Origin of the sequence: Nocardia blacklockiae (assembly GCF_015477355.1) — a bacterium.
Taxonomy (GTDB): Bacteria; Actinomycetota; Actinomycetes; order Mycobacteriales; family Mycobacteriaceae; genus Nocardia; species Nocardia blacklockiae.
Genome location: NZ_JADLRJ010000004.1, coordinates 610,301 through 624,278, shown reverse-complemented (window position 1 = coordinate 624,278; position 13,978 = coordinate 610,301). Strand labels below are relative to the sequence as shown.

Below are 13,978 nucleotides of genomic sequence, written 5' to 3'. Positions count from 1 at the left end.
GCCGGAAGGTGAGTGATGGCACAGGAGCCCGAGGTTTCCGTCCAGAACACCGGGGAATCCGCAGAGACGTCTGCGGCCGGAGATCGGGTGGGCCGCGTAGCCAATGCGGCACACGACATCGGAAGCTTCATCCGGTCGCAGCGAGAGGCCGCGCAGGTCTCGCTGCGTCAGCTCGCACAGCTGGCGGGGGTGAGCAATCCGTATCTCAGTCAGATCGAGCGCGGGTTGCGCAACCCGTCCGCCGAGGTGCTCGCGCAGATCGCGAAGGGTCTGCGGGTCTCCTCGGAGGTCTTGTACGTGCGGGCCGGCTACCTCGAACAGAGGCCGTCGAGCCCGGTCCGGGACGCGCTGCTGGCCGACACGGTGATCACCGAGCGGCAGAAGCAGGTGCTACTGGACATCTACGAATCGTTCCGCCGGGAAAACGCGGGGAACGACATCGGAGGGGACGCTACGGAAACCCAGGGGGGCGTTCCCGGGGGGAACTGGGACAACGAGGTTCCGCATCACGCCACCGATGGCAGTACTACCGAAGTTCCGCCACGCCAGGAGAACGAAACATCATGACCGAATCCCACACCACAGCCACCGTGCGACCGCTCTACGCCACCGTCGGAGCCGGCGACGCCCTGTACGCCGCGGTGAACGACCTCGTTGTCAAGGTCCGTGAGCGGGCCGCCACCGCCGACGTCAGCGGCCGGGTCGAGGAGGCCCGCGAGCGCCTGTCGAACCTGCCGGCCGATGCCCAGGAGCAGTTCGGCACGCTGCGTCAGCGCGTCAGCGCGCTGCCCTCGGAGCTGCCCGACGACATCGCCGAGTTGCGCGAGCGCTTCACCCCGGAGGAGCTGCGCCGCCTGGTCGACCAGTACTACCACCAGCTGCTGGACCTCTACTCCGATCTCGCCGAGCGCGGTGAGGAGACCGTGGGTCGCCTGCGTTCGGAGAACACCAGCTTCGACGAGCAGTTCGGCCGGGTCGAGGGTCTCTACAACGACCTCGCCACCCGCGCGGAGGACGTGCTGGGCAAGGTCGGCGAGCAGGCCCGCGGCCTGCTGGGCCAGAAGGTCGCCGAGGCGGAGTCCGCGGCCGAGTCGGTTGTCGACGCCGAGGTCGTGCAGGTGACCACCGAGCCCGCGACCGCCGGACCGGCCAAGAAGGCCCCCGCGAAGAAGGCGCCGGCCAAGAAGGCGCCCGCCAAGAAGACCACCGCCGCCAAGAAGTAAGGCGTGGTCGGCGGCCGCACGGCCGCCCCGGGACGCCCCCGCACACCCCTGGTGTGCGGGGGCGTTGGCTCTATCATGGGGGGTGTGTACTCCGTGACTGGTGCAATCCTGCTGGTGCTGTGGCTCGCTGCGCTGGGCGCGACCATCTTTGCGCTGGTCCACGCCGTCCGGCAGCGTTCGGACGCGTTCACCGCCGTCGACAAGCTGACCAAACCGATCTGGGTCGGCATTCTGGTCGCGGCGCTGGCCTTTCTGCTGCTGGCTCGCACGCCGGTCGGCCTGCTCGGCATCATCGCGGTCGTCGCCACCGGCGTCTACCTGGCCGACGTGCGGCCGAAGGTGGACGAGGTGCAGCGGGGTCCGCGCTGGTAGGGCCGCGATCCGGCCGCTTGCACTAGCAAGCACCCACTCCTTCGGGTTACTGTAGCTATCAGTAACACACAAAGGAGTGTTCCAATGCGGGCAACGCTGCCTACGCCGCTGGCCGAGATCCCGGACCGGATCCGGGCTCTGCTGCGCGCGCATCGCGCCTCGCTGCGCACCCGGGTCTACTCGACCGCCGCGCTCAACCCGCCGGCCGCGCCGTGCGAGGTCGTGCCGGTGACCGCCGCCGACGGCGCTCGGCTGCGGGTGCACGCCTACGGTCCCGCCGACGGCGACGTCATCGTCCTGGTGCACGGCTGGACCTGCTGCATCGAATACTGGAACCCGCAGATCAACGCCTTCGCCGGCGAGTACCGCGTGATCGCCTACGACCAGCGCGGCCACGGCGGCAGCGACCTGGGGGACGGCGAACTCACCACCGACCTGCTGGCCGAGGACCTGGCCGCCGTGCTCGCCGCGACACTGCGCCCCGGCCAGCGCGCGGTGCTGGTCGGGCACAGCCTGGGCGGCATGACCATTCAGGCCTGGGCGGGGCGCTACCCGGAGCAGGTCGCCCGGCACGCGGCCGCTGTGCTGCTGAGCAATACCGCCTCCGGCGACCTGATCGCCGAGACCACCGTGGTTCCGATGTACAACCGCGGGCTGCTGGCGCTGCCGGTCGCGCTCGGCCGGCACGGGCTGGGCAGCCCCATCGTCTTTCCGCCGATTCCCCCGGTGAAGTGGATCTTCCGGCGGCAGATCATGAGCCTGGCGTCGACCGGCGACATCGCCGAGTTCGGGCTGTCGATCGTGCGCTCGTGCCCGGCGGCCGTGCGGGCCCGGTTCGGGCGGCTGCTGGCGGACCTGGCGCTCGGCACCTCGGCCGCGAATCTGACCGTGCCCACCACGGTCGTCGCCGGCGCCTTCGACGATATGACCCCGGTGGTGCATTCCCGGCGGATCGCCGAGATGCTGCGCGGCGCGGGCAGCTTCGAGCGACTGGTCGTGCTGCCGACCGGTCACCTGGGCAACGTGGAGGCCTACCGGGAGTTCAACGAGGAGCTGGGCCGGGTGCTCACCGCGACCTACGAGCCGCGTGAGGTCAGCGCGTAGCGGCTCGCACGCCGAATCCTTTGCGGCGCATCGGTACTCGAGCATTCCGAGGCGCGGATCGTTGGCATTTCGTTATCCGTCGCCGCGCTATCGCGGCATGGGCTGCGGGCGATATGTGTTGTAGGTAACAACGGTTCATCGGCCCGGCTCGCTGTCGAATGAGGTTGCGGTCGATGGGTATTCGTCGAAGGCGGGATGCATGCAGCGGAGCTGCCGCACACGTCCGGACACGGATGCGGGCCGGAAGAAATCCGACTGCTTGCACTAGCAAGCACTGCTGCTAGCGCGGTAGTGTGCGGGAGGACACAAAGGAGTGCTCATGCTGGTGAAGCTGCCCCAGACGGTGACCGGCCTGCGAAGCGGCCCCGAGGCGCTGAGCGAGGCGTACCGCGCCCGATTGCGCGGCCGCACCTACGCCACCGCGGCTTTCAACGCCGCGCCGTCACCCGAGACCATCCCCGTCACCACCCGCGACGGCGTCGACTTGCGGGTGCAGGCCTTCGGCCCGGCCGACGGCGAGGTCATCGTGCTGATCCACGGCTGGTCGTGTTGCATCGAATACTGGAATCCCCAGATCAACGCCTTCGCCGACCAGTATCGTGTGGTCGCCTTCGACCTGCGCGGCCACGGCGCCAGCGCGGCGGGCAAGCGCGCGTACTGCGCCGAGCAACTGGCCGACGACCTGTCCGACGTGCTGGACGCGGTACTGCGGCCGGGCCAGCGCGCCGTGCTGGTCGGGCACAGCATGGGCGGCATCACCATTCAGGCCTGGGCCCAGTACTACCCGGAGCAGGTCGCCGCGCGCGCCTCGGCGGTCCTGCTGGCGACCACGACCGCCGGTGCGATCGCGTCGGAGACGCAGGTGCTGCCGATCTTCAACGCCCTGGTGCCCGCGCCGATCTGGCTGGGCCGCGCGCTGTTCGGCACGCCCGTGCCGCTGCCGAGCGGTTCGCCGGTGCGGTCGATCTTCAAGGCGCGCATCCTCAATCGCGCCGCCACCGCCGAGCAGGTCGATTTCGGGCTGTCCATCGTGCGGTCCTGCCGCCCGACGGTCCGCGGCCGCTTCGCCCTCGCTCTGGCCGATCTCGACCTGACGGGCGCGGCCGCGCATCTCACCGTGCCCACCAGCGTGATCGCGGGGGAGTACGACCGGCTGCTGCCCAAGCGGATGTCCGAACGCATCGCCGACGTCCTCGCCGAGACCGGTCACCTGGATCGCTACACGGTGCTGCCGACCGGCCACCTGCCCAATATCGAAGCGCCGCAAGAGTTCAACGCGGAACTGCACCGGATGGTGCGGGTCGGGCGGTACGGCCGGGGCGCTGTCGCCAGCTGACGCTCGCTCAGTCGAACACGACGGTGCGGCGGCCGTGCACGAGCACCCGGCCCTCCAGGTGCCAGCGCAGGCCGCGCGCCAGCACCACCCGCTCGATGTCGCGGCCCTGGCGGACCATGTCGCGCACCGTGTCGGCGTGGTCGATGCGGATCACGTCCTGCTCGATGATCGGCCCGGCGTCCAGTTCCGCGGTCACGTAGTGGCAGGTGGCGCCGATCAGCTTCACGCCGCGCGCGAACGCCTGGTGGTAGGGGCGGGCGCCGACGAACGAGGGCAGGAAGCTGTGGTGGATGTTGATCGCCCGGCCCGCCCAGTGCTCGCACAGCGTGGCGGGCAGGACCTGCATGAACCGGGCCAGCACCACGGCATCCGGCTGGTGCGCGTCGACCAGGTCGCGGACCTGCTCGAAGGCCGGGCCGCGCTCGGCGGGGTCCTTCGGGAACGGCACGTGGTGGAACCGGACGCCGTGCGCGCGGGTCATCTCGGCCAGGTCCGGGTGGTTGCCGATCACGGCCTCGATGGTCGCGGGCAGCTCACCGCTGGTCGCTCGGCCCAGCAGGTCGTGCAGGCAGTGCCCGTCGCGGCTCACCAGCAGCACCGCCCGGCGCTTGGCGCCCGAGTCCAGCAGCTGCCAGTCCGTCTCGGGCCCCAGCTCCGCCGCCACCGCGGCGAACCGATCCCGCAACTCTGCCAGCTCGAACGGCACCGTCGACGCCCGCACCGCCTGCCGCGTGAAGAACCACCCCGAATCCGTGTCGGAGTGATACCCGGCCTCCATGATCGACCCCCCGAACTCGGCGATGAACGAGGTGATCCGGGCGATGATGCCCGGCCGATCCGGACAGCCCAGCATCAGCACGTAGCGACGTTCGTCGGCGGCGGGGGTCGAACTCATACCGGCAATCCTCCCAGACTCCAGCAACCTCACCGCGACCGAGACGCGCGTTGCGGGACGCCGACGCCCTAGAGCGTGTAAAACGGCTCGGCGTAATGGAATTCGCCGACGATCTCGGGCTCGTAGGCGGTGAGGGGGCGCACCTGGAAGTGGGAGGCCCAGGCCGGTTCGTCGGGGACGATGCCGACGCGGGAGCCGGGGAGGAAGCCGAAGCGGGGGTAGTAGTCGAGGCTGCCGAGCAGGCCGATCAGGGGTTCGTCGAGGGCGTCGGCGGCGCCGAGCGCGGCGTGCATGAGGGCGGATCCCACGCCGTCGCCCTGGTGGGCGGGCAGGACGCCGATCGGCCCGAGCGCCAGCACCGGGAACGGCCCCACTCCGGCGCGGGTCAGGCACGCGTGGCCGACCACGCGGTCGTGCAGCTCGGCGACCATCGACAAGGTCGGAATCCAGCCGGAATCGCTGCGCAACCGATGCACCAGCGCCACCTCGGCCGGCTCGGCGGCCGCGCGCGGCGCGCCCTCGGGCGAGCCGTTCGGGTAGTCGCGGGCGAAGGCCTCGCGATGCACCGCGTCGATCGCGGAGACGTCGCCGGCCCGTTCCCGACGGATCAGCACGTGACTTCTCCTCCCCGGCGAGTGGCACATCCGCCCCGGCGGGCGACTCCTACGAGTGTGCCACGCGCGTGTGCCACACTCTGTCCCCATGGCCGACAGCACCGAACGATCACGCACCCGCGGCGAGGTGGCCGCGCTCATCGACCACACCCTGCTCGCGCCGGAGGCCACCGCCGCCGAGGTCGCCGCCGCGGTGGACGAGGCGCGGCAGCTCGGTGTGTACGCGGTGTGCCTGTCGCCGGCGATGCTGCCCGTCCGCGCGGACGGCCTGGCGGTCGCGACGGTCGCCGGATTCCCTTCCGGCAAGCATCATTCGCTCATCAAGGGCACCGAGGCGCGGATGGCGGTGGAACAGGGCGCGGCCGAGGTGGACATGGTCATTGATGTCGGGGCCGCGGTCTCCGGCGACTACAACGCGGTGCTGGCGGACATCGTCACGGTGCGCGAGGGCGTGGGCGACGGCACCGTGCTCAAGGTGATCATCGAATCGGCGGCACTGTCCGACGAGGCGATCGTCGAGACGTGCCGCGTTGCCGAACGCGCCGGGGCCGATTTCGTGAAGACCTCCACCGGTTTTCACCCGGCGGGCGGCGCGAGCGTGCACGCCGTGCGGCTGATGGCCGAGACCGTCGGCGGGCGGCTCGGCATCAAGGCCAGCGGCGGCATCCGGACCGCGGCGGCCGCCGCCGAACTGCTGGAGGCGGGCGCGACCCGGCTCGGGCTGTCGCGGTCGCGCGAGGTGCTCGCCGGGTTCCCGGAATGAGCCGAATCCTGTTCAGCAGCTGACGTTCTCGTTGTTCTGCGCCGGCTGCAGCTTGCTGGTGCCGCCGGTGAGCGACACGGCGATGCCGTTGTCGGTGACCCGCACCGCGGTCGGCTGCATGTCCAGCGGATAGCTCTGCAGGCTCTCGGTCATCAGGTCCACGATGCCGTCGACCAGGTCGGTCGGCAGGCCGAGACCGAACAGCTGCGCCGACTGGGTGGTGACCTCGATCCGGTCGCCGACGATCTGCGGCTTGACCTGTAGTCCGGCGATGCCGCCGAGCACCTTCACGTTCAGGGTTCCGCTCACCGGATCGGACTGCACGTCCGACACCAGGCCGCTCAGCGTCTGCGCGATGCCCTCGTTGCTCCAGGTGGCGTCCGCGCTGCTGCTGCCGACGTCGGCGCCGCCGCGGCCGTTGTCGACCAGGGTGATGTCGTTGAGCCGCACATGCACCTTCATATCGACGGCGGGGCCGAACTTCGCGTCGTCGCTGTCGATGTTCACGTACTGGATCCGGTGGTCGATCGCGGTGAGCAGCAACGGTTTCGGCCCGAACCCGACCGAGACCTTGGAACCCAGGTCGCGCTCGACCTGCGTGGCCAGGCAGCGCTCGATCCGGTGGCGGTAGTACGTCTCGGCGCCGGCCGCGGTGCCGACCAGCGCGAGCACGACGACGAGTCCGACGATCAGGATGATCCGCCGCAGGTTCCGGGTGCCGGTCCGGCCGCCCGCGGGCGGTCCGGGCGCGGGCGCGGTCTCTGGAAGGTTCGAACTCATGCCACGATTCTTCCCGAGCTTTCTGAGTCAGCTCTGTGGGGCGGTTGAAGGGTTGGACCGAGGACGCTCGCGATTGTGACATGCCGCACAGGTCCGCGGCGTAACCTGGGTCCCATGTCCGGTGAAGCCGCCGCCAGCCCAGTCCCTGCCGCGGAGCAGGGTTGGCGGGCGTTGCGGGAGGCGGCCGCCCGGCACGCCGGATACTTCACCACCCGCCTGGTACTGCGGCACCGCTGCCAGGACCGCATCCGCACCGGCCTGGTGGACGGCTCGGTGAGCCGGGCCGGGGCCGGGTTGCTGCGGCTCGCGGACTGGCCGGACGGCCCGCTCGACGAATACGCGATGTGGTCGGCGTGGTTCGAGGGCGCGGCCGCGGTCTCCCACCACAGTGCGGCCGAACTGCACGGCCTGGGCCGGCTGCGCCCCCGCTTCCTGCACCTGTCCGCCCGCGGCGGCCGCGCGCCCAGCGCTCCCCGCCTCGTGGTACTGCGCCGCGCCCTGTGCCGTCGCGACGTCGAATCCGCGGGCACCTTCCTCGTCACCACCCCGGTACGCACGGTCCTCGACCTCGCCGAAGCGGGCATCGGCCAATCCGCCCTCGACGAGGTCGTCTCGGACGCGGTAGCCATCCACCGCTGCGCCAGCGCCGAAATCCGCTCCGCCGCAGACGCTCTGCCCCCACGCACCGCCGCCCGCATCCGCCACGCCTTGGCTCAGGCCTGAAACCCGCTGCCGTTAAGCCGTCCGGCTCCGCCACGCCTTGGCTCAGGCCTGAACCCGCTGCCGTATAAGCCGCCCGCCTCCGCCACGCCTCGCACGAACTCGCTGGCGCTCGGCGTAGCTCGCCCCCGCGTAAGCGTGAAACCTGCTGTCCTGCAATGCGCTCCGTAGACGCCGAGTGCGAGAAGACTCGTCTCCGTCCCGCACTCGCCGCCGCGTCACCTGGGTGCGGGCGCTACCGCTTCCCACGGGACCGAGAGGACGCAGTCGCGCATGCGGCGGCGGTAGCGGCGGACCGGAAAACCTTCCGCGCGTAAGGTTTTCGACGCCTCGCGCCAGCGCACGCGCGGGCCGTAGGGGGCCAGGGGTGCGGCGCGGGCCCAGGCGCGATCGGCGGCGGTGAGCAGGGTGTGGACGCGTTCGCCGGGAATGTTGCGGTGGATCAACGCCTTCGGCAGCCGCTCGGCCACATCGGAGGGCCGCTCGACGGTGAACGGGTCCCACGCCAGCGTCAACGAACGGGGCCCGGTGCGGTCCAGCAGCACCCAAGCGCAGCGTCGGCCCAGCTCGTCGCAGGTGCCGTCGACCAGTAGCCCGTCCGGCGCCAGTCCGTCCAGCACCGTCCGCCAGGCCTGCGCCACCGCCTCTTCCGGATACTGCCGCAGCACGTTGAACGCGCGCACCAGCGTCGGCCGCAGCCCGGCCAGCTCGAAACCGCCGCGCGCGAACACCACTCCGTCGCGCCCGGGCACCACCCGCTGCGGATCTATCTCCAAGCCGACCACCCGCACGTCGGCGCGCACCCGCCGCAACCGCGCCGCCAATTCGATCGTGGTGACCGGGCTGGCTCCGTACCCGAGGTCCACCACGAGGGGATCGGCCGCCGCCCGCAACCGCGTGGTGACCAGCTCGTCGTGCATCAGCCAGCGGTCGCTGCGCCGCAACCGGTTGATGCCGGTGGTGCCGCGCGTGATCGCGCCGACGGGTTTGGGCGGGGTGCGCGAGGACGGTGCGGTCAGGCGGTCGGGTGCTGCTCGTCCAGCCACTGCGCCGTGAACTCGGCCTCGGCCCGCAACAGGTCGACGAGATTGATCAGCATCATCTGCTCGAGCTTGGGCCCGAGCATCGGGATGAACACCTTGGCCGTCGACGAGGTGCGCAGCGTGCACCCGGTGTCGGTGGGGAACAGGTGCATGGTCCCGTTCAGGCTGCCGGGCCCGGCCGGGATGGAGGCCACGTACTCCCCGGTGACCTCCGGCCCGAACGGCCCGTAGGTCTCCTTGCGGGTGATCGTCATGTCCTTGCGCATCACGGTCTGCGCGATCTCGGGCAGCATCTCGCGCGGCAGGATGTGCTGGATCTCGACCTCGATGCCGCTGTCCCCGGCGGACAGCTCGGTCACCTCGTTGGGGGAGTACTTGCGCATCTCCTCCATGCGCGCGTCCCAGTAGGCGCGGTCGGACAGCGCCTCGTACACCTCTTTGGTGGTGTGCAGCGGGTAGCGGGCTGAATAGTCCAGTCGGCGAGCCATGGGAAGCCAGGGTACTGTGTCTGATCTTCCGGTCGGCCGCCGCGGCGCATTTGCGCGCGTCCGCTCAGCGGTTGGCGATCCAGGTGTTGGTGAACTCGGTCTCCGCGGCCAGCAGCTCCAGCAGCTTCTCCGCGACGACGGCCTCGATCTTCTTGCCGAACAGCGGGATGCTCACCTCGACCGAACCCTGGATGACCGCCTGCGACGCCTCGCCCGCGGCGCTGAGGCTCACCGTGCCGTTCACCTGCGCGGGCGCGTCCTGCACGCGCGCGGTGAAGGTGCCGGCGTATCCGGCGTAGCTCTCCGTGCGGGGGATGATCAGATCGCCGGGCCGCACCGAGGTGATCGCGCTGGGCAGCTCCGAGGCCGGGATGGACTGCACCATCTCCACGTGCAGCTGTTCCTGGTCGACCGAGGCGTGGAAGCAGTCCAGCCGCGCGTTGGGGCCGCCGACCTCCTCGATCCGGTCCTTCCAATACTGTTCGTCGGCGAACGCGGCACGGATCGCGTCGGCCGGATGCGTGTACTGAGCCGTATACGCCAGGGGTGTCGCCATGGTGGAACACGCTACCGTCTTTCGCTGTGCGTACATCCCGAGTGGTGCCGATCGACGAATTGCGCGAGCTGCTGTCCACGACCGGTGCGCGCGTGCGCGATTCGGTTCCGCTGGCGGAGTTGACCACGCTGCGCGTCGGCGGTCCGGCCGCGGTGGCCGACTGCGCGAGCACCGAGGCGCTCGTCGCCACCGTGCGCGCTCTCGACGCCGCCGGAATCCCGCTGCTGCTGCTCGCGGGCGGCTCGAATCTGCTGATCTCCGACGCCGGGTTCGCCGGTGTGGTCGTGCGCATCGCGACCGAGGGTGTGGAGATCGGCACGGACCGGGTGGTCGCGGAGGCGGGCGCGAATTGGGACGCGGTGGTGGCGGCGACGGTCGCGGCCGGTCGCGGCGGGCTGGAGTGCCTGTCCGGGATCCCGGGTTCGGCGGGCGCGACGCCGGTGCAGAACGTGGGCGCCTACGGCGTCGAGGTCGAGCGGCTGCTGCGCCGGGTGCGGCTGCTCGACCGCGAGACCGGCGCGATCCGCTGGGCGGCACCGGACGAACTCGGTTTCGGTTACCGCACTTCGCTGCTCAAGCACAGCGACCGCGCGGTCGTGCTCGAGGTGGAATTCGCCCTCGATCCCAGCGGTGCGAGCGCCCCGCTGCGCTACCGCGAACTCGTCCAGGCCCTCGATGCCGAAGAAGGCCAGACGCGTCCGGCGGCGCAGGTGCGCGAGGCCGTGCTGCGGCTGCGCGCCGGCAAGGGCATGGTGCTCGACCCCGCCGACCACGACACCTGGAGCGCGGGTTCGTTCTTCACCAACCCGGTGGTCCCGCACGATCGGACCGAGCAGGTGCTCGTGGCGATAAACCGCCATGTGGGGGAAGTCACAGTCCCGACCTATCCGGCCGCCGACGGGGTGAAGTTCTCGGCCGGGTGGCTGATCGAGCGCGCCGGTTTCGCGAAGGGCTACCCAGGCCCCGCGGCCTCGGCCCGGCTGTCCACGAAACACACGCTGGCACTGACCAACCGCGGCACGGCGACGGCCGCCGATCTGGTCGCGCTGGCACGCACGGTCCGCGACGGGGTACACGAACTGTTCGGTATTCGCTTGGAGCCGGAACCGGTGACCGTGGGACTCGTTCTCTAGGGGGTGCCGGGCGACGCGGCGGGACTTGTCCGATGCTCGCGGTAAATTCGAGGAAGTGAGCATTCGAGGAGTAACCAGCCGTCGCGCCGTGCTGATCGGGATGGCTCAGTTGGCGGGTGCCGCGCTGGTCGCCGGGTGTTCGAGCGGCGGCGGCGACAATGCGGGCCCGAAGGAGAGCAAACCGGTCGCGAAGGTCACCTTCGAGCCCGGCGCGGGCAGTACCGACGTCAATCCGGTCGCGCCGGTCTCGGTCTCGGTGTCCGCCGGCCGCATCGATCAGGTCGCGCTGACCAATGCCGCGGGCAAACCGGTCGCCGGCACCCTGGCCCCCGACGGCAGCAGCTTCAAGATCACCGAGCCGCTCGGCTACGACGCCGCCTACACCTGGTCGGGCACGGCTGTCGGCACCGACGGCAAGCCCGTCCCGATCGAGGGCAAGTTCACCACGCTGGCCCCGGCGCAGACCGTGCCCGCCACCATCAACATCGGCGACGGCCAGGAGGTCGGCATCGCCGCCCCGATCATCCTGCAGTTCAAGAGCCACGTCGCGAACAAGGCCGCGGTGGAGAAGGCGCTCACCGTCGCCACCACGCCCGAGACCGAGGGCGGCTGGGCCTGGCTGCCGGACGAGAACGGCGGCTCCCGCGCGCACTGGCGGCCGCGCGAGTACTGGGTCCCGGGCACCGATGTGAAGTTCTCGGGCAAGCTCTACGGCCTCGAACTCGGTGACGGCGCTTACGGTTACGGCGATCTGAGCTCGGAGTTCAAGATCGGCCGCAGCCAGATCGTGAAGGGGTACGCGCCCAGCCACCGCGTGCAGGTGATCCGCGACGGGCAGACCATCTTCGACTTCCCGTGCAGCTACGGCGAGGGCAACGAGGCGCGCAACGTCACCCGCTCGGGCATCCATGTGGTGACCGAGAAGTACGAGGATTTCATGATGTCGAATCCGCCCTTCTACACCAACGTTCGCGAACGCTGGGCCGTACGCATCTCCAACAACGGCGAATTCATCCACGCCAACCCGGAATCGGCCGGGGCGCAGGGCAATACGAACGTCACCAACGGCTGCATCAACCTGAGCACCAGCGACGCGCAGGCCTACTTCCCGACCGCGATGTACGGCGACCCGGTCGAGGTCACCGGCACCTCCATCGCCCTGTCCGCCGCCGACGGCGACCTCTACGACTGGACCATCGACTGGGAAACCTGGAAGACCATGTCCGCCTTGCACGGCGAGCCGTCCCCGGTGGTCTCGGCGACCCCGGTCCCGCCGGGCCCGGTCCGCAGCGGCAACTGAGGAGGGGGCGCTTGGGCTCCCTCGCCGGGGCGTTTTTCAGCCCCGGCGGGCGAAGCGCCCCGCGTCGGCCTGGTCGCGCGGCTTGACGACGATGGTGTCCAGGTTCACGTGCGGCGGACGGTTCGCGACGAAGCCGATGATCTCCGCGATGTCCTGTGCGACAAGCGGATCGATGCCTTCGTACACCTTGGCCGCGCGGTCGGCGTCACCGCCGAAGCGCACCAGCGAGAACTCGGTTTCGACTGCGCCAGGGGCGATTTCGGTCAACCGCACCGGCTGCCCCAGCAGCTCGCCGCGCAAGGTGCGATGCAGCACGGCCTGGGCGTGCTTGGCCGAGGTGTAGCCGGAACCGTTGTCGTAGGCGGTGAATGCCGCGACCGAGGTCACGGTGACGATCAGCCCGTCGCCGGAGTCGATCAGCTTCGGCAGCAGCGCCTTGGTGACCCGCAGCGTGCCCAGCACGTTGGTCTCCCACATCCAGCGCCAGTCGTCCAGGTCCGCCTCGGCGACCGGCGCCAGGCCCTTCGCGCCGCCGGCATTGTTCACCAGCACGTCGACCCGCTCGACGGCGTCGGTGAACGCCCGCACCGACGCCTCGTCGGTGACGTCCAGCGGCAGCGCCGTGCCGCCGATCTCCTCGGCCAGCTCCCGCAGCCGGTCCACCCGCCGCGCCCCGACGTACACGTGGAAACCCTGGCGGGCGAGTTCCCGCGCGGTGGCCTCCCCGATTCCGGAACTGGCCCCAGTGACGACAGCGGTGCGGATGCTCATGGGCCGAGCATATGTGCCGCCGACTCGCCCGACGCGCCCGCGTTAGCCTGGCCGCATGGCGATTCGGGACGTAATCAGCGCGGACGGCACCAGCATCGTGTATCGGGTGACCGGTCCGGCCGACGGAAAGCCGCTGGTACTGCTGCACGGCTGGGCCGCGAACCTGCGCTGCTGGGGTCGCGCCGCAGAACTGCTGGCCGAGCGCTTCCGGGTGATCGCCGTCGACCTGCGCGGCCACGGCTACTCGGATGCGCCCGCGGCCGGTTACGACGACCCGAAGAACTGGGCGGCCGATATCGCGGCCGTGCTGGCGGGCGAGGGCATCGAGGCCGGCGCGGTGCTGCTCGGCTGGTCCTACGGCGGCATCGTGCTCAGCGACTACCTGACCGCGTACGGCACCGGCGCGCTCGCGGGCGTCGTCTACAGCGGCTCCCAGGCGGGCATCGGCCGCGGTGTCCCGGGCGCGGACCCCGGCTCGGCTATGCAGCAGGCCATCCCCGACGTCTTCGAGAACAGCCCCGGTAAGTCCATGCGCGGTTTCGCGGCCTTCGGCAACGCCAACACCGGCCCGAGCCGCGACAAGGGCGAACAGGCCCAACTCCTCTACGGCGGCAGCCTCGCCACCCCGCCCCGAGTCCGCAAGGCCCTCTTCTACCGCACCGTCGACAACACCGAAACCCTGCGCACCCTCGACATCCCAGTCCTGGTCCTGCACGGCACCGCCGACCCCGTCGTCCCCCTCGACAACGGCCGCTACATCGCCACCACCACCCCCAACGCCCGCACCTCCTATTGGGAAGCCGCCCAACACGGCCTCTTCATCGAGGACCCCGACCGCTTCGCCACCGAGGTCACCGACTTCATCGCCAGCCTGGACTGA

The 13,978-nt window shown here is 70.5% G+C and carries 17 protein-coding genes; 10 read left to right on the top strand and 7 right to left on the bottom strand.

Annotation, left to right across the window (positions count from 1 at the left end; all coding sequences use genetic code 11):
* The first annotated feature begins 15 nt into the window (after positions 1-15).
* The 5 genes from IU476_RS15830 (at position 16) to IU476_RS15810 (ending at position 4,035) form a co-directional block, all read left to right on the top strand.
* The gene (locus IU476_RS15830; protein ID WP_195100815.1) at positions 16-567 is read left to right on the top strand and encodes a helix-turn-helix domain-containing protein; all 552 of its coding nucleotides are present in this window, start codon (positions 16-18) and stop codon (positions 565-567) included.
* Positions 564-1,223, top strand: coding sequence for a heparin-binding hemagglutinin (locus IU476_RS15825; protein ID WP_195100813.1), 660 nt, complete (start codon positions 564-566; stop codon positions 1,221-1,223). Before IU476_RS15830 ends, IU476_RS15825 begins: the two co-directional genes overlap by 4 nt.
* A 75-nt stretch (positions 1,224-1,298) precedes the next feature.
* Positions 1,299-1,595, top strand: a complete 297-nt coding sequence (locus IU476_RS15820) for a DUF2516 family protein (RefSeq protein WP_195100811.1) — start codon at positions 1,299-1,301, stop codon at positions 1,593-1,595.
* Positions 1,596-1,679: 84 nt separating this feature from the next.
* Positions 1,680-2,699 (top strand): alpha/beta fold hydrolase, encoded by a 1,020-nt coding sequence (locus IU476_RS15815; protein ID WP_195100809.1) that lies wholly within the window; start codon positions 1,680-1,682, stop codon positions 2,697-2,699.
* 319 nt (positions 2,700-3,018) lie between these two features.
* Positions 3,019-4,035 (top strand): alpha/beta fold hydrolase, encoded by a 1,017-nt coding sequence (locus IU476_RS15810; RefSeq protein ID WP_195100807.1) that lies wholly within the window; start codon positions 3,019-3,021, stop codon positions 4,033-4,035.
* A gap of 7 nt (positions 4,036-4,042) precedes the next feature.
* On the opposite strand, the gene purU is transcribed toward IU476_RS15810, so the two are convergent.
* Both purU and IU476_RS15800 read right to left on the bottom strand, forming a co-directional pair.
* Positions 4,043-4,930 (bottom strand): formyltetrahydrofolate deformylase, encoded by an 888-nt coding sequence (gene purU, locus IU476_RS15805; protein ID WP_195100805.1) that lies wholly within the window; start codon positions 4,928-4,930, stop codon positions 4,043-4,045.
* A 68-nt stretch (positions 4,931-4,998) separates the two neighbouring features.
* On the bottom strand, positions 4,999-5,544 hold the full coding sequence (locus IU476_RS15800; protein ID WP_195100803.1) for a GNAT family N-acetyltransferase: 546 nt from the start codon (positions 5,542-5,544) through the stop codon (positions 4,999-5,001).
* Between the two features lie 88 nt (positions 5,545-5,632).
* Between IU476_RS15800 and deoC the strand changes: the two genes are divergently transcribed.
* On the top strand, positions 5,633-6,307 hold the full coding sequence (deoC, locus tag IU476_RS15795) for a deoxyribose-phosphate aldolase (RefSeq protein ID WP_195100801.1): 675 nt from the start codon (positions 5,633-5,635) through the stop codon (positions 6,305-6,307).
* Positions 6,308-6,319: 12 nt separating this feature from the next.
* On the opposite strand, the gene IU476_RS15790 is transcribed toward deoC, so the two are convergent.
* Complete coding sequence (locus IU476_RS15790) at positions 6,320-7,087, bottom strand: LmeA family phospholipid-binding protein (protein WP_195100800.1); 768 nt, start codon at positions 7,085-7,087, stop codon at positions 6,320-6,322.
* A gap of 114 nt (positions 7,088-7,201) precedes the next feature.
* On the opposite strand from IU476_RS15790, the gene IU476_RS15785 reads away from it, so the two are divergent.
* Entirely contained in the window at positions 7,202-7,810 is a 609-nt protein-coding gene (locus tag IU476_RS15785) for a type IV toxin-antitoxin system AbiEi family antitoxin (RefSeq protein ID WP_195100797.1), read from the top strand.
* Between the two features lie 215 nt (positions 7,811-8,025).
* Here IU476_RS15785 and IU476_RS15780 read toward each other — a convergent pair whose 3' ends face one another.
* The 3 genes from IU476_RS15780 to IU476_RS15770 all read right to left on the bottom strand — a co-directional run bounded on the left by IU476_RS15780 (position 8,026) and on the right by IU476_RS15770 (position 9,894).
* The gene (locus IU476_RS15780) at positions 8,026-8,853 is read right to left on the bottom strand and encodes a class I SAM-dependent methyltransferase (protein ID WP_324194070.1); all 828 of its coding nucleotides are present in this window, start codon (positions 8,851-8,853) and stop codon (positions 8,026-8,028) included.
* Positions 8,823-9,338, bottom strand: a complete 516-nt coding sequence (locus IU476_RS15775; protein ID WP_195100795.1) for a DUF2505 domain-containing protein — start codon at positions 9,336-9,338, stop codon at positions 8,823-8,825. Before IU476_RS15775 ends, IU476_RS15780 begins: the two co-directional genes overlap by 31 nt.
* 64 nt (positions 9,339-9,402) lie before the next feature.
* On the bottom strand, positions 9,403-9,894 hold the full coding sequence (locus IU476_RS15770) for a DUF2505 domain-containing protein (protein ID WP_195100792.1): 492 nt from the start codon (positions 9,892-9,894) through the stop codon (positions 9,403-9,405).
* 59 nt (positions 9,895-9,953) lie between these two features.
* Between IU476_RS15770 and IU476_RS15765 the strand changes: the two genes are divergently transcribed.
* Together IU476_RS15765 and IU476_RS15760 are read left to right on the top strand one after the other, a co-directional pair.
* Positions 9,954-11,027, top strand: coding sequence for a UDP-N-acetylmuramate dehydrogenase (locus IU476_RS15765; protein WP_228823783.1), 1,074 nt, complete (start codon positions 9,954-9,956; stop codon positions 11,025-11,027).
* Between the two features lie 100 nt (positions 11,028-11,127).
* Positions 11,128-12,327: a L,D-transpeptidase gene (locus tag IU476_RS15760; protein WP_195101024.1), complete on the top strand. Its 1,200-nt coding sequence runs from the start codon at positions 11,128-11,130 to the stop codon at positions 12,325-12,327.
* A 36-nt stretch (positions 12,328-12,363) separates the two neighbouring features.
* Here the strand turns inward: IU476_RS15760 and IU476_RS15755 are convergent, their stop codons facing one another.
* The gene (locus IU476_RS15755; protein ID WP_195100790.1) at positions 12,364-13,098 is read right to left on the bottom strand and encodes an SDR family NAD(P)-dependent oxidoreductase; all 735 of its coding nucleotides are present in this window, start codon (positions 13,096-13,098) and stop codon (positions 12,364-12,366) included.
* 55 nt (positions 13,099-13,153) lie between these two features.
* On the opposite strand from IU476_RS15755, the gene IU476_RS15750 reads away from it, so the two are divergent.
* A complete protein-coding gene (locus tag IU476_RS15750) occupies positions 13,154-13,978 on the top strand; it encodes an alpha/beta fold hydrolase (protein WP_195100788.1) in 825 nt (274 codons plus the stop codon).

Bases quoted from the DNA above. Each gene is read 5' to 3' on its own strand.
- IU476_RS15830 (WP_195100815.1), top strand. From the start codon at position 16: ATGGCACAGGAGCCCGAGGTTTCCGTCCAGAACACCGGGGAATCCGCA.
- IU476_RS15750 (WP_195100788.1), top strand. From the start codon at position 13,154: ATGGCGATTCGGGACGTAATCAGCGCGGACGGCACCAGCATCGTGTAT.
- IU476_RS15810 (WP_195100807.1), top strand. From the start codon at position 3,019: ATGCTGGTGAAGCTGCCCCAGACGGTGACCGGCCTGCGAAGCGGCCCC.
- IU476_RS15760 (WP_195101024.1), top strand. From the start codon at position 11,128: ATGGCTCAGTTGGCGGGTGCCGCGCTGGTCGCCGGGTGTTCGAGCGGC.
- deoC (WP_195100801.1), top strand. From the start codon at position 5,633: ATGGCCGACAGCACCGAACGATCACGCACCCGCGGCGAGGTGGCCGCG.
- IU476_RS15825 (WP_195100813.1), top strand. From the start codon at position 564: ATGACCGAATCCCACACCACAGCCACCGTGCGACCGCTCTACGCCACC.
- IU476_RS15770 (WP_195100792.1), bottom strand. From the start codon at position 9,894: ATGGCGACACCCCTGGCGTATACGGCTCAGTACACGCATCCGGCCGAC.
- IU476_RS15790 (WP_195100800.1), bottom strand. From the start codon at position 7,087: ATGAGTTCGAACCTTCCAGAGACCGCGCCCGCGCCCGGACCGCCCGCG.
- IU476_RS15815 (WP_195100809.1), top strand. From the start codon at position 1,680: ATGCGGGCAACGCTGCCTACGCCGCTGGCCGAGATCCCGGACCGGATC.
- IU476_RS15755 (WP_195100790.1), bottom strand. From the start codon at position 13,098: ATGAGCATCCGCACCGCTGTCGTCACTGGGGCCAGTTCCGGAATCGGG.
- purU (WP_195100805.1), bottom strand. From the start codon at position 4,930: ATGAGTTCGACCCCCGCCGCCGACGAACGTCGCTACGTGCTGATGCTG.
- IU476_RS15785 (WP_195100797.1), top strand. From the start codon at position 7,202: ATGTCCGGTGAAGCCGCCGCCAGCCCAGTCCCTGCCGCGGAGCAGGGT.
- IU476_RS15775 (WP_195100795.1), bottom strand. From the start codon at position 9,338: ATGGCTCGCCGACTGGACTATTCAGCCCGCTACCCGCTGCACACCACC.
- IU476_RS15820 (WP_195100811.1), top strand. From the start codon at position 1,299: ATGGGGGGTGTGTACTCCGTGACTGGTGCAATCCTGCTGGTGCTGTGG.